This is a genomic window from Halomonas sp. IOP_6 (genome assembly GCF_021151565.1).
GTDB classification, from domain to species: Bacteria; Pseudomonadota; Gammaproteobacteria; order Pseudomonadales; family Halomonadaceae; genus Vreelandella; species Vreelandella alkaliphila.
In genome coordinates this window covers 717270-731822 of the sequence record NZ_JAIRBO010000001.1, presented here as the reverse complement: position 1 = coordinate 731822, position 14553 = coordinate 717270, and the positions used below count along the sequence as shown (strand labels likewise).

Below are 14553 nucleotides of genomic sequence, written 5' to 3'. Positions count from 1 at the left end.
GATGAAAGCTATCGTCGTTATAAGTCGTTATTAAAGGATTGAGTATGTGCGGAATCGTTGGCGCCATTGGCGCAATGGAATGTACCCCGTTTTTGCTTTCAGGCTTGAAAGTACTTGAATACCGTGGCTATGACTCTGCTGGGTTAGCTGTGCTAAGTGACTCTGGTACGCTATCGCGTGCCCGCGCCAAGGGGCGAGTGTCAGTTCTTGAAGCCCGCGTTGAAGAGGAGGGAGTTGAGGGGAAAGTGGGCATTGCTCATACCCGTTGGGCAACTCACGGTGTTCCTGCTGAACGTAACGCTCATCCACATATTTCGAGTGGCTTGGCGGTGGTGCATAACGGCATCATTGAAAACTATGAAACCCTACGTGAAAAGCTTCAGGGGTTAGGGTACGAGTTCACTTCAGACACCGACACTGAAACCATTGCCCACCTGATTCAAGCGTGCTTTAAAGGCGAGATTGGCGAACCAGCCGAAAATCTTTTTTCTGCTGTGCGTTGTGCCGTGGCGCATTTGCATGGTGCTTTCGCGCTGGCGGTGATAAGCGAAGAAGAACCAGGTTGCTTAGTCGTGGCTCGTGAAGGTTCGCCGCTGATGTTAGGTATTGCTGATGACGGCCACTATGCCGCTTCAGATGCCTCGGCGCTGCTGTCGGTCACCCAGAAGATGATGTACCTGGAAAATGGTGATGTGGCGCGCCTAACGCGTGACTCGATCACATTAGTCGATGCGCTTGGTCAGCCCGCTCAGCGGGAAGTGATTACCTCTAGCCTTGCTGCGAATGCAGTTGAGTTAGGTGAGTTTAATCACTACATGCAAAAAGAGATATTTGAGCAGCCACAAGCGTTGGGGAATACGCTGGAAATGCTGAGCGGCGCAGGTCAGTTGCAGCCGGGTATTTTTGGCGCAGAAGCGCAAGGTGTTTTTGAGCAGGTTGATTCCGTATTGATCCTGGCCTGTGGTACGTCTAGCTATGCGGGTATGACGGCTAAGTACTGGATTGAGCAAGTGGCCGGTATCCCGTGCAATGTCGAAATTGCCAGTGAATACCGTTATCGCCAAAGCGTAGCGAATCCTAATCAGCTCGTCGTGGTTATTTCTCAGTCCGGTGAAACCGCTGATACCCTTGCCGCGTTACAGCACGCTAAATCAATGGGGCACATTCATACGTTAGCAATTTGTAATGTGCCTGAGTCTGCCATTGTGCGTGAAACACTGTTGCGCTTTATTACCCGTGCTGGCCCGGAAATTGGTGTTGCCTCTACTAAAGCCTTCACCACACAGCTCAGCGCACTATTTTTGCTTACGCTCTTGTTAGCAAAAGCGAATCAGCGGCTAGATGAAGCAGATGAAAAAGCTTATCTGGATGAGCTGCGCCACTTGCCCATCGCGGTTAAAAAAGTGCTGGCACTAGAGCCAAGCATCAAGGCGTGGTCAAAGCATTTTGCTAATAAGCAGCATGCGCTTTTCTTAGGCCGAGGCCGCCACTTCCCAATTGCATTGGAAGGGGCGCTGAAGCTAAAAGAAATCTCTTATATTCATGCAGAAGCTTACCCTGCTGGGGAATTGAAACACGGCCCGCTAGCATTAGTTGATGCTGATATGCCTGTGGTGGTAGTGGCGCCTAACGATGAGTTGTTAGAAAAGCTAAAAGCCAATATGCAGGAAGTGAGTGCCCGTGGAGGTCAGCTTTATGTGTTTGCCGATGGCGGCAGTACCGTTAAGCCAAGTGAGGGCATTAATGTGCTGGTTATGCCGGAAAACTACGGTTTGCTTTCCCCTGTGCTGCATGTCGTGGCACTTCAGTTGTTGTCGTACCACGTAGCGCTGGTAAAAGGTACGGACGTAGACAAACCACGTAACTTGGCGAAAAGTGTCACCGTGGAGTAATTCAGGGGCGGCTTAGCCGCCTCTGCAGGTGCCTTAGTAGGAATGTGGGGCATTTCCGCTGTTCTATCATCCCCGCATCCCCGCATCCCCGCATGCCCGCTGTTCTGTCATTCCCGTATGTCTGCTGTTCTGTTATTCCCGCATGCCCTTAGCGGGAATCCAGTTTGGTTCAGGCATTCGGGGTCCCAGCGGGTAAGGTCAAGGTGGATTCCCGATAACCCCACTCGGGAATGACGGTTGTGTGGGGAGCCGATATTTTGGGGTCGAGAAGAGCCTTGCCGGGATCTCATGCTCTGGTTCGCTTTGGTAGGTAAGACAGAGAGGAGACCGACGCTAGCCCTCCTGTCTCTACCTTGTGATCTAAAGTGCTGCGCTTATTCTATGAATCCAGGCTAAAAGTACTAGGTTTTTCGCGCTTACTGATAAAGAAAATTAGGTGATAACTATCTTGACACTGGAGGTTGCTAGTTAAAGATATCAATTTAACTAAATTCCAACCTGTATAGTGAAATCTTATTTGATGCTAAGTTATTCATAAAAAATACAACATGTTGTTCGTTTTTTGAGAGGTTGTATTATTTTTGTTTGCTGCAATATTTTTATAATATGTGTTTTTTTGATTCTTGAAGGTATAGCTTCATGTTATAGGTTAATAATCTTAATGGGCTTTCAAGTTATGAGTAATGGCCATAAAATGTTCGGACATCAATAAACAATAAACGGGTGTTCTATGAGCAATATTGACTGGGCTATGATAGCCCTGTATTTCCTGCTTATGATTGGCATAGGGGTTTATAGTGCTTTCAGAGTAAAAGATAGCGATGACTTCGCCGTTGCAGGGAATAAAATAATTTGGCCAGTGCTTTTCGCTACGCTCTCTGCGTCTTTTTTAGGCGGCGGTTCAAGTATGGGAAGGGCTGGACAGACTTTTAACGATGGATACGTATTTCTCTTTGCAGCGTCTGGATTTACTATTCAAACATTCCTAACCGGTTGGTTAATCGCACCAAAGTTAAAACGCTATCCCGGCGCTCAAACGTTAGGCGATATAATGGAAGTTCATTATGGTGGGTTTGCGCGTTTGCTTAGTGCGGTTTTATCTTTAGTGTTTTGTATAGGCATACTGGGTGCTCAAGCACTTGCCATCGGTACTATCTTCCAAGCAATTCTAGGCATCAGTATTACTGCTGGAATTTTGATCGGTATGTGTATTGTAATGGTCTACTCGGTGGCTGGTGGTATGTGGGCAGTCATTCAGACTGACGTAATTCAGTTCATGCTTCTAGGTATCTTCTTGCCTGTCACGCTCATCATCGGTCTATATCAGATCGGTGGGCCTGCTGAACTAGTCGCAGCTCTACCAGTGGGGCACTTCAGCGTTATAGGTAGTTATGAAATTGCAACATTTATAACAATATTTGTTGCCTTTATGCTCGGGGAGGCGCTTGTTCAGCCCTATGCCCAACGTGCTTTCTGCGCGCCAGATCCTAAAAATGCGCAGAAAGGGTACATGCTCTCAGGTTTGTTTGGTTTACTTTTCTTCACTATTACAGCCACTCTGGGTCTAGTCGCTGTTGTTCTATTCCCAGATATTGCACCAGATCAAGCACTGCCTACATTAGTCAAGAGTATCTTACCTATTGGTGTCACAGGGTTGGTGTTAGCCGCACTATTGGCGGTAGTTATGTCAACGGCCGACTCTTACTTGAACTCAACAGCTGTTGTCTTTGTAAGAGACATATACTCTAAGCATGTAAATACCAAGGCGACCTCTAAACAGCATTTGAAAATTGAACGTTGGGTTAGCTTGATAGTGGGCGTTGCAGCTACTCTATTCGCCTTAACAGCGACTTCTATCGTAGATGCTCTACTCATGAGCTATGCGCTATGGGCACCTACCATGATTATTCCACTTATCGGTGCGGTTCTATTTGACGTAATGAGCAAACGTGCTGCTATTTCAGCCATCGTTCTTGGTGGAGCAACCACAGCACTATGGAATTGGGGGCCATTTCCGCTTCAGGAGTTAACCGGATTTACGCCTCTACTTGCTGGTGTGTCTGTGAACCTAATAGTTTTTGTACTGCTTGCGATTACTGACAAAAAAGTTATTAGTATCAATACTGTTCTGGGGAGTGAATCATGATTTTGTACTCAGCGGTTATCTACACTTTCAGCGCTCTATGTATTGCTACTTCTTTATATATTGGGATTGTTAGTCTCAAGTTTTATATAGATGATGCAAAAAATATAAAATAAACAATAGTGCGGATGAGCAATGCTTTTCCGCACTGTTTTTGGAAGAATAAAGTTATGGATTATACTGTCATTGTAGTCGGTGCTGGTGTTGTAGGGCTGAGTAGTGCTATTTCACTTGTAAAGATGGGATATGATACTTGCTTAATCGACAAAGGTCTCCCAGGGGCAGACACATCCTATGGCAATGCGGGTATCATCGCTAATTATGCTGTTATGCCATTAATTACCCCCAGCTTGCGAAAAAACTTAGTACCAATGGTGCTTGATAAAAATAGTCCTCTATCTATTCGTTCAAGCTACGCGCTGAAATTATCGAAGTTTGGTAAGTATTTCTTACGTGCTACGAGGCAGCGAGAATGGGAGTCGAGCGGTTACAGTATGGGGTCAATGATGAAGGATGCCTGGAACTGCTGGGAAAACTTGCTCGATGATGCAGGCTGTGCATCTTTAGTAAAGTCGTCTGGTGTTGTCGTTGCATTTGATAAACCCGGCACCTTTCAGGACTTTATGAAAATTGAAGCACAGTACAAAAAAGCTTTTAATATCCCATACTCTATCTTGAGTGGTAACGAAGTAAAGGAGAATGTCATAGGGCTAAGGAGTCATTATAGTGGTGGCGTTTTTTATCCAGACGCTCGCTTTTCTACTGATCCTTATGAATTAAGTAAAAAACTATTTGACCATTATTTATCTATTGGTGGCAGGTTTCAGAAATCTGAAATTGAAACAGTGCGAACGATAGAGGGTGGGCAAGCTGTCACTGCTAAAGGTGGTGAGTTTTGTGCGAAACATGTAGTTCTTGCAACAGGTACCTTTACCGGATACCTGCTAAAAAAAATGGGGATAGATTTGCCCATCGTATCTGAACGCGGCTACCATGCGATTGTTGACGAGCCAATTGAAATATCTCGGCCTGTAGGGCTAGCTAATCATGGTGTTTTTGCTACTCCTATGAATGGGGGCATAAGAATTGCTGGATTATCAGAGTTTGCGTCGCATAATGCGCCGGTGAACAACGATCGAATAACTCAACTTGATAGGATTGCGAAGCGTCACTTAGGAGCAGGTGTTCGCGAACCATGGGTAGGGGCTAGGTCTACCACGCCGGATGGTGTTCCCTATGTTGGTGGTTTGCGGCATCACCCTGGGCTTTGGGTCAATACGGGGCATGGTCACTTGGGATTGACCCTTGCGGCAGTCACGGCTAAGACTCTTACTGACGAGATAAAGTCAGGCTTTAATATGTTAAATCCACTTTCCCCACACCGACACCTTTAGCAGCCCCACAATATGTTAAATCCCCGACAATTAACGTTGTTTCAAGCGATTGCCATGACTGGAAGTATCAGTGGCGCAGCCAGACAGTTGGGTATATCACAGCCTGCAGCGAGTAACATGCTGGGCAGGCTAGAAGAAACGGTTGGTTTTGTATTATTTAAACGAATGAAAGGTAAGCTGGAGATTACTCCTGAGGGGGCGACACTTCTAATTGAGGTGACGCATGCCTTGGATGTGCTGAATACCTTGGAAGTTAGGGTTGATCAGCTAGCCAAGTTAGAGTACGGAATGCTGACAGTAGGAGCGCTAGGTTGGGTGTCCATGGGGGTGTTGCCTTACGTAATTTCCGAATTTATGCGAGAACATCCTGGCATCAATGTTTCGCTCCAAACGCATGCCTCAACGAAAGTTATAGATGCGGTCCTCGCCGGGCATTTTGACATAGGTGTTGTAGAGACGCCGTCGCCAACACCATCGCTAAGAATAACGCCTTTTCAAGTCAATTTGATTGCCGTGTTGCCCAACAAAAGTGATCTTTTTGAATTGGAAACGTTGACGCCGCAGCATCTAAGTGGTCTTCCACTGGTTACATTAGATCGTAGGCATGCAACAACCCAGCGTTTAGTACAAAATTTTAATTTAGTTGGTGCTGAATGTAATATTGTCGCTGAATCACATCTTTTTTCGCCAGCGTTAATCATGTGCCAGGAGGGTGTGGGTATAGCGATTGTCGCTGAGCATACTGCAAAACAGCACCAAATCGAGAGCCATAGGTTAAAGAAGCTGTCGCCATTAATACCATTTCCTATCTCTGTTATTACTGCAAGATACCGTCCGCGATCGCGAATCTCTCATGCGTTTGAAAAATATCTGATGCAGTATATGGAGAATATCTCTATTCGTTGTTAGTACTGGATTTGGTTGTTTTAGATAAATTTAATTGATTGTTGTAAGAGTTTCTATCTACGATAAATGCTATTTTTTGTCTAAGTTTTGATGTTGTAGAGAAAACGTGCGCCTGGTAAAGAATCCTTCTGTTTAATAAATTACCAAAGTGAAAATTATCTTTCCTAAGTTTCGGTGAACTACTCCAGGGCGGCATTCGATAAAGGCATTTGTAATGGCAATGGTTGGGGCGGTTGCATAGTAATAATAGTATCAGGCTGCCAAACAACAGGAATCAGCGGATTCAATTAGATTCGCGGTAATCCCCCTGAAAAATAATCGCGTTGCTTACGTTGCCATGACGCGGGTGCCTCATTGACTCGTTCCTCGCGAGATTCGTTACACCGCGCTATGGTAAGTGCAGTTGGTTAGCCGGTATTTTGGGTTCGAAAAGCGCCTTGGCTAAAAAATAACATCGACAACAATCATATCGGTGTAGGTACCTGCCGGTGGTGTGTTTTGCCCCGGTAGAATGTCGCCTCGGTAAGTGAAGCCCTGGCTTGTTACGCCACTGGGTGTGCCGGGGTTGGTATCGGCGGAGGAGGAGGGGCGTCGTTCGCTGCCAGTATTGCCCCAGCGGTCGTTGCCGGTAGTGCCTTTGTAAAGTTGGTATTCCAGGTAGTGACCATTGTTCTCCATGCGGCGGATGTTGGCAGCAGGATGCTGACCATCACTCAATCCTACTGAGTAGTCGCTGCCTTTTGTGCAGGTAATATCGATGGTTTGCGTTACTGGGTTGAATCCGGCGACCAGTGGGGAGCTTCCGAAGTTCAGGTCGGGTGCTTGAATGGCGCAGTCGGGGGTAACCGTCAGGCTTAGGTTGATCGTATTGGTGTCGGTGCCTGTCCTTGCCAGACAGATCCCTAATAGGCCAATGTCGCAGATTCGCCAGTCCCAATTAACGGTTAGTGTGTCCGTGTAAGTACCGGCTGCCACGTTATTAGTGGGCAAGGTGCGAAACTCCATGGGGATGTCGATGCTTTGGCCGCCGATAAGCCCCAGCAGGTCGATAAGCACCGAGTTAAAGTAGTTATACGGTGTGTTGAGAAATATCTCTTCGTTTTCTGTGGCTAGGGCAAAGATGCGAAAAGGGATTGCATCGCCGCTTGCAGTATTAGCGAGTGTTCCAGCGTTGGCGCTCGACACCGTGGCGGTGATGCGCTGGTTGCTGGCGAGTGCTAGTAAACTACCATTACAGACAATGCCTGCATTGGGTTGGGCGGATGTGTCGTGTGGTGTATTAGTGATGGCAAAGGAACTGATGTTACCAAAGTTAGCGCTGGTGCTTGGGCTTACCGTGCACGCCCAAGCCGTAGGCGTAATCAATAACAAAACCAGCAATAGAGCTCCGGCCAGCCAGCGGTGATAGCAGCGATGAGTTGTGAGTGGCATTGGTTGGCGCTCCTCTAAGTACAGGGTTTAGGCCCTAGCTGCTGGATATCATCGATGTGGGTATCAATAGATAGGCTGAGCACGCACGCGCTACCGTCGGGCAGTGTCACTTGTAATTGGTTGTCACTCTGTAGGCCTTCGAGATACGTCAGTCCATCCCAGCCCACCAGCGCGCTTGAACCGTTGTCAGTGATAACACGAGAGCCTAACGGCAGTGGCTCGCCTTGCCTGTCTAGAATGGCCATCGTTGCGGCAATAACACGTTCAACCGGGAAGCGCAGCAGGTAGCCGCTACCTGGGTTTATCGCTACGCGCTGCTCAATTGTTGGGACATTGAGGTTGGCGGAAAGAACCAGTGGGTCGATCTCGTATTTACCAGCGTAGTAGGCACGGGCCCAGGGGACGAGTAGGTGGCCGCTATCACGGGTATGGCCGACTAATTGATTCTCGTAGCGAACTGGCACGCCTGCCTGGCCATCGGTACTGACGACGACAAATCCATCGCGCACGTAATTGGTCGCGAACCACTGATTGTCCATGTATACCAGCGATCCTCTGGCATCGGCATAGCGTGTGTCATTGTCGCCGGTGCCGAAAATGCCACCTCGTAATTCAGTGGAAGCTCCCCGCCAAGCCACTTCAGCCTGACGGTAGTTGCTTTCGGTGTCGCGGTGTTCATAGGCGAGGTTCCAGCCCCAGCCGCCTTGTATGGGTGGGGTGTGGGCATATTGGATTCTGCTGGTCATTTCTCCGTTATTGTCTCGGCGTACGCTGGTGCTTAATGTGCCAGGACGGCTGCTTAGCGGCACTGTTATCTGGGCTAGGGTGTTCCAGCCGCCGCCTATCTCACGGTTGGCAGAGAGCGAGAGATGCATGCGATCCCATAGAGAGCGGTTGTACGACAGGTTAAACAACTGAGTACGGCTATCGTCACCGGTCTGGATGTCAAAGTAGCCGCCAGCAAGCGACCCATGCGTGCCAAGGTTTAAACCCCCGGTAACCTGGGTAACTTTCGCTGCGTATTTTCGCGTGTCGCGCTGTGAATGTGGCGAGATAGATCGGTGAAACCAGCCTGCTCTACTTGGTGGCGCAGAGCGATGTTAAAGCGGCGGCTCCGGTAGCGGTATCCGGCCGTGTAGGCATTACCGGTGACGCCTTCGCTGCGGCTTTGGCGGTAGGCTGTCTCTAGCGTGCCTAGCTGCCATAAGCCAAACGTGCCGCCAGCGCCTGCAGTGGTTAAATCGTCGCTGACTTCAGTTTGCAATTCCATGGTGAATTGATTGTTGATGCCGCGCCGATAGCTGCCGGTGGCGGCCATTCCGCTATAGGCAAAATCACGCTGGCCGAAGTGGCGGCGCGGGGCACCTGCACTGAAACTGAAGGTGCTTAAACCGGGTTGTAGCAGTTCGCTGGAAACGTAAAACGGCAGGCTAGTGGAAACTCGTCTTCCCAGGCTATCGGTGGTCACAATGGTGGCTTCGCCAGCGCCGGTGACCATGGGCATATTGGTGACAGTGAAGGGGCCCGGCGCTAGTTCCATTGAGGATTGCTGCGCGCCATCGATGAACAGATCGAGGGTCGTGGGAATCGCTACTTCGCCGCTGAACTCAGGTAGTGGGTGGGTGATGATATCGGGACGAAGGGCAAAGTTTCGAGAAACCTGAATGCCGCCAAGACGAACTGCATTTGTCCAGCCCAGTGGTCTGGTGATGACGTCTCCTGCGCTGTACTGAAGCATACGCTGTTGATCGGCGTACTCCCAGCGGGTGTCGAAGCGCCGGTAGCCGTTGTCTTGTCCACTCTCTCCCGTCACTATCTCGCGGTAAATGCCAGAGGTGCTTAGTGTCCCCGCTGCACCAAACAGTCGCGCTTCGTGCCCTAAGCTGGCAAGTGTCGCGCCACCCTGAGTGTCGCTGATATAAGCGTCGTAGTTAAGCAGTGCGCCAGGACTGGTGTTAAGTGCGAATGTCTCGTTTTGAGGTAAATTAGTATGAAACTGATGTGGTAGCCAATGGGAAGGTACTTCCAGATATAGCCGTTGGCTGGGGCTGTGATAGCGCGCTTCTAATCCATCTAATTGGCTGATATTAATGATGTTATCTTGACGCTGCAGGTGTTCATTAGGAAGGCCTAGTTGTTGGAGTACCTCACGCTTGATGAACAGTTCGCCATTCTGCTGGGTAACGTGCTCGATACGCTGGGTGGAGCGTTGATTGACGATGATCTCCAGGTGGAGTTCCGAAACTGCCTGGAGATCACCCGCGCGTGGCGGTGGCGGCAATGCCTGGCCGATAGCAGGAAAAGACACCGCCGTTAAAAGTAAAGCGCAACTGCCCAACATGAGCCATGCCGGGAAATGCCAATGGATACGCGGGAGCATGCTGGCGCCTACTCGGCCGAAATGCGATGACTGACTCCCGAAATATGAGCGCGAAGCTCGCCAGTAGGTCTTATGTTTTGGGGTAGTGGCCAGCGTCGTACCTGCCTGGGCAGTACATAGCCAAGCAGCCCGTTGGTGACTTCGTTGCGCTGCCCTGGTTGCTCAAAGGTAACTTGGCTTAGGCGCACATGATGCTGACCCGCGTTGTGTATTTCTAGTTGCGACTGTCCCTCATGTGTTACGAGTCTCCAGGTTAGGCCGGGGTAGGGGATATTACTGGAGGCGATACGTTCAGGGGGCAGTGCTCCTTCACCATAAACGAACAGGGGAAGAGAGTAGCGCATTTGTAATTGCACAGCGGCACGAGGCGAGCTTTCTCCTCCGCTATTAGGTGCTAGGGCCGGAATTTCGTCAACAATAATGCGATAGGCTTGCTCTTCGCCAATTGGTGAGGGTTCTTGGCGGATCAGGCGCACTATCTGGCGTTCCCCGGGAGCAATTGCCGTCATGGGTGGGCTACCCACAACGCTTTGTTGAGATTGGTAGTGATTTTCTCCTCCTACCTGAGACCAAGAAAAAATCCGCACCTGCATATTGACCGTTTCGCTACCTCTGTTTTCCAGCCAAAGTGCACTTGCCTGCTGGTGACTCTCAATAACAGGGTAAATGGGCCAAATCAACAGAGAGTTAGCTGATGAAGGGCCCGCAAGAAGGCTTAGCAGGATGAAAATACCAATGATGTGGCCGAAGCGCTTTTCCAGCATAGATGTTCTCCTAAATCGAGCTTGTGCCCTTCGCTGCGATGTCACCACTCCAGCGTTACTACGAGTTCGTCGCGGTAACTATCTGCTGGGCGGTTGCCTGGCAGCGTTAACCTGCCCCAGATGGGGAGGGTAATATCATTAGGACTGGTCGTGGTTTCTAAGGTGATAGGCTGGTCAATACCAATCGCGTTCTGTGAAGCGGCATCCTGGTAGAGTTGGTAGGCCAGCGTTTCGCTGCCATTTTCCCGCTTGAGCTGTCGATCACCATCCGGCTGAAGTCCACCATCAATACGCATGCTTAATGAAATTCCTGGTGTACAGCTGAGCGTAAAAGACCCGGAGGCAAGCAGCGATACATTACGCGTTTCCTGTGAAAGCGCTGAGGCGGTGCCAAAGGCTAGGCTTCCTAGTGCCCCAACCTGGGTGCCTGCCGGAGGAACTTCGTTATTGATTAGGCAGCCAGGCGTAATGGTAGCTGAAACCATGAACGTGTCGGTGGGAGAGGCCTGCGTTAGCCCCGCCACTATCATCATCGGGGCGATGAGTCTCAAGCGCCGAGCCATTCGAGAAGCTACCAGGACAGCTCAACATTCAGTGTGTCTTCGTAGGTGCCTGCAGGTAGGTTGCCAGGGTCGCCAAAGGCTCTTCCGTAAAGATCGATTGTCTGGGGAGTGCTGGCGAATGCGCTGAGTATGATGGTGTCGTTTACAGCCAGCGCCTCCGTTCGTGCTGTATCTGTGTACAAGGTGTAGCCGACAAATGCCGTTGCGGCAGTATCTTGCATGGCATGGGTAGCAGGTGAGGCTTGGTTATCATGAAGGCCGCTGAGCAGAGTGAAGGTGGGGGTTACTCCAGGTGAGCAGAGCACTGTAATACCACCTCCGCCAGCTACTTGGGCATCTGCCTGATCGAATAGGGCAGAGTGGGTGCCGAATGCCAAGCTGCCGAAGTCGACTGCAGCGCCTTCTTCCCCATTAACTGAACAAGCGTCTTCAAGAGTAATTGAAGCGTCGATGGTTCCGCTAACGGTCTGGGCTTCTAAAGTGGAGTTAGAGAAAGTGAGTGCGGCAATGACAGTGCTTAATCCAGTGATTCGAGAGTAGCTTGTGCGAGAGTAGTTTAAGGTCAGCATAATCAACTCCTTAGAGATTAATTGCTTATAGCGTTGCCCGCAGAAAAGAGCATTTTGCTTTATTACCTCAAGGTCTAACTCAAGACCTGACTCAAGACCTGACTCAAGACCTGACTCAAGAACTAAAATGCTCAGTAATATTTGTTAAAGTTCACGCCTATTTTTAAGTTAGCACGTAATACTAAAAAAGCACCGTTGGAGTATTAGGGAATTAAAAAATGGATAGGCGGCATCAACTGTGTTTAAACACTTACTTAAACTGACTTCCAAGCAGCAATGTCGTTTATTTTTCGTTTATTAGTATTTATTGATTGCACCAAAACTGGGCGGAAAAGCTAGCACTTTAGTCTATTGTTGATGTGTTTCTGGCCTATACCGAACCTGCATAGGGTATGCATATATTCGTTGCCGCAGTTAAATACGTCATCGCTCTGGCCAGCAAATCGACGTTTTTAACTATAAAAGGGTGACTGTATATGCCTTATGTTCACGATACGCTGACACGTTTAGCGAAAAGTAGCCCTGCACAAACTGAGTTTTATCAAGCCACTGAGGAAGTGCTTGAGTGTCTTCGCCCATTGTTCGAGCGTGCGCCGCATTACCATCAGCACAGTATTATTGAGCGCATTGTTGAGCCGGAGCGTCAAGTTATGTTCCGGGTGAGCTGGGTGGATGATGCTGGTCGTGTACAAGTCAACAAAGGCTATCGCGTGCAATTTAATTCGGCGCTTGGCCCTTATAAAGGCGGTTTGCGTTTTCATCCCAGCGTGACGTCGGGCACCATTAAATTTTTAGGGTTTGAGCAAATCTTCAAAAATGCGTTAACGGGGTTGCCGATTGGCGGTGGTAAGGGCGGCGCTGACTTTGATCCAAAAGGGAAGTCTGACAACGAAATCATGCGTTTCTGTCAGGCATTTATGTCGGAGCTTTATCGTCATATTGGGCCACATACCGATGTGCCCGCTGGGGACATTGGCGTTGGTGGACGAGAAATTGGTTATCTATTTGGTCAATATAAGCGTTTAACGGGCCGTTACGAGGGCGTGTTGACGGGGAAAGGCCTAAACTGGGGTGGTTCCCTCGGTCGCAAAGAGGCGACTGGCTACGGTGCGGTTTATTTTGCCGAGAACATGCTGGCAGCGAAAGGCGAAGCTTTGCGTGGTAAAACCTGCTTGGTATCTGGCGCGGGTAATGTGGCGATTTATACGATCGAGAAGCTCTATGAACTGGGTGCCAAGCCCGTTACCTGTAGTGATTCCAAGGGGACTATTCACGACTCTAGCGGTATCGATTTAGGCCTGCTAAAACAGTTAAAAGAAGTCCAGCGTGTATCGTTGGAAAGCTACCTGCATGAGCACCCGGAAGCTCACTATATTTCGGCTCGGGATTACCCGCAGGATGGCCACGCGGTTTGGCGTATTGAAGGCGAGGCAGCGTTCCCTTGTGCGACGCAAAACGAGCTGACCGAAGCCGATGCCAAAACACTATTGGCGAATGGCGTTACCTGCGTGAGCGAGGGTGCTAATATGCCTTCCACCAAAGAGGCGGTAGATGTCTTTTTGGAGGCCAAAATTGCCTATGGGCCCGGCAAAGCAGCGAATGCAGGTGGCGTGGCGACGAGTCAGTTGGAGATGGCCCAGAACAGCAGTATGGAGCAGTGGCCGTTAGAGAAAGTTGACCAGAAGCTTAAACAGATTATGGCGGATATTCATCGTCAGTGTGCGGATACGGCAAGTGAGTTTGGTGAACCTGACAACCTTGTATTGGGTGCCAATATTGCGGGCTTCCGCAAAGTGGCCGATGCGATGATTGAGCAGGGCGTTATCTAATCGCTTTTATTAGCTAAACCACATACACTGTTGTGACACAGTCCTTTCCCTCTGGGGAAGGGCTGTTTTCGTTGGTGCGTTTTATGCTCACTAACATCACTATTGATTGCTTTCCAAGGAGAGTAGAGATGGGGCAGCGTCCTTCTATTATCATTAATCGTCTTGATGCTGAACGACTTCAGCGCCTGATTGATAATGCATCTGAAAAAGACATGATGGTGGCGGAGCTACTGGAAGAGGAGTTGGAGCGCGGAGAGGTGCTTGACCCTCAGGATATCCCTGAGGATGTGGTTAGTATGAACAGCCAGATACGCTTTACTGACCTGACCCGCGAACGTCAGATGATTCGAACGTTGGTGTATCCTCATGCGCTTGAAAGCGTTGAGGATGGAATTTCGGTGATGGCACCAATAGGCGCAGCGTTAATTGGCTTGCGCGTGGGCGATGTCATTGAGTGGCCGCTACCCAACAACACCGAAGTACGCCTACGCATTGATGCGATTTTCTGGCAGCCCGAGCGGGAGAAGCAGTTCCATCGCTAAGTAAGTAGTGACAAGTAAGTAGTGACTACTCTCCGTCCTGGAGGGGAGTGTTTCATTAAAGCTTTCAAGTACGAACTGATGCCTAATGGCGAACGGGTCGCAAAGCGTGCCAGTTCGCCGTGTCCTTATCACGACTGTCC

General features: G+C 49.4%; 12 protein-coding genes. 6 read left to right on the top strand and 6 right to left on the bottom strand.

Going from position 1 to position 14553, the window contains the following annotated elements; genetic code table 11:
- The first annotated feature begins 44 nt into the window (after window positions 1–44).
- The 4 genes from glmS to K7H08_RS03390 all read left to right on the top strand — a co-directional run bounded on the left by glmS (window position 45) and on the right by K7H08_RS03390 (window position 6338).
- A complete protein-coding gene (gene glmS / locus K7H08_RS03405) occupies window positions 45–1892 on the top strand; it encodes a glutamine--fructose-6-phosphate transaminase (isomerizing) (protein WP_231657192.1) in 1848 nt (615 codons plus the stop codon).
- Window positions 1893–2622: 730 nt separating this feature from the next.
- Window positions 2623–4038 (top strand): sodium:solute symporter family protein, encoded by a 1416-nt coding sequence (locus K7H08_RS03400; protein ID WP_231657191.1) that lies wholly within the window; start codon window positions 2623–2625, stop codon window positions 4036–4038.
- 125 nt (window positions 4039–4163) lie between these two features.
- Window positions 4164–5429, top strand: a complete 1266-nt coding sequence (locus K7H08_RS03395) for an NAD(P)/FAD-dependent oxidoreductase (RefSeq protein WP_231657190.1) — start codon at window positions 4164–4166, stop codon at window positions 5427–5429.
- Window positions 5430–5441: 12 nt separating this feature from the next.
- Window positions 5442–6338: a LysR family transcriptional regulator gene (locus tag K7H08_RS03390; RefSeq protein WP_269438761.1), complete on the top strand. Its 897-nt coding sequence runs from the start codon at window positions 5442–5444 to the stop codon at window positions 6336–6338.
- 438 nt (window positions 6339–6776) lie between these two features.
- Here K7H08_RS03390 and K7H08_RS03385 read toward each other — a convergent pair whose 3' ends face one another.
- From K7H08_RS03385 to K7H08_RS03360, 6 genes are read right to left on the bottom strand one after another with little or no spacing between them, the layout of a single operon-like run.
- A complete protein-coding gene (locus K7H08_RS03385; protein ID WP_231657188.1) occupies window positions 6777–7766 on the bottom strand; it encodes a Csu type fimbrial protein in 990 nt (329 codons plus the stop codon).
- A 14-nt stretch (window positions 7767–7780) separates the two neighbouring features.
- Window positions 7781–8821, bottom strand: a complete 1041-nt coding sequence (locus tag K7H08_RS18455) for a fimbria/pilus outer membrane usher protein (RefSeq protein ID WP_231657232.1) — start codon at window positions 8819–8821, stop codon at window positions 7781–7783.
- A complete protein-coding gene (locus K7H08_RS03375; protein ID WP_231657187.1) occupies window positions 8752–10146 on the bottom strand; it encodes a fimbria/pilus outer membrane usher protein in 1395 nt (464 codons plus the stop codon). The genes K7H08_RS18455 and K7H08_RS03375 overlap by 70 nt, the downstream gene beginning before the upstream one ends.
- Window positions 10147–10154: 8 nt before the next feature.
- Window positions 10155–10910 carry a fimbrial biogenesis chaperone gene (locus K7H08_RS03370; RefSeq protein WP_231657186.1) on the bottom strand — a complete coding sequence of 252 codons (756 nt, stop codon included), beginning with the start codon at window positions 10908–10910 and terminating at the stop codon, window positions 10155–10157.
- 41 nt (window positions 10911–10951) lie between these two features.
- The gene (locus K7H08_RS03365) at window positions 10952–11461 is read right to left on the bottom strand and encodes a Csu type fimbrial protein (RefSeq protein ID WP_231657185.1); all 510 of its coding nucleotides are present in this window, start codon (window positions 11459–11461) and stop codon (window positions 10952–10954) included.
- Between the two features lie 20 nt (window positions 11462–11481).
- Window positions 11482–12042 carry a Csu type fimbrial protein gene (locus K7H08_RS03360; RefSeq protein ID WP_051626506.1) on the bottom strand — a complete coding sequence of 187 codons (561 nt, stop codon included), beginning with the start codon at window positions 12040–12042 and terminating at the stop codon, window positions 11482–11484.
- A 476-nt stretch (window positions 12043–12518) separates the two neighbouring features.
- Between K7H08_RS03360 and gdhA the strand changes: the two genes are divergently transcribed.
- Window positions 12519–13871, top strand: a complete 1353-nt coding sequence (gene gdhA / locus K7H08_RS03355; protein WP_231657184.1) for an NADP-specific glutamate dehydrogenase — start codon at window positions 12519–12521, stop codon at window positions 13869–13871.
- A 128-nt stretch (window positions 13872–13999) separates the two neighbouring features.
- Complete coding sequence (rnk, locus tag K7H08_RS03350; protein ID WP_095603255.1) at window positions 14000–14413, top strand: nucleoside diphosphate kinase regulator; 414 nt, start codon at window positions 14000–14002, stop codon at window positions 14411–14413.
- The last annotated feature ends 140 nt before the right edge of the window (window positions 14414–14553 follow it).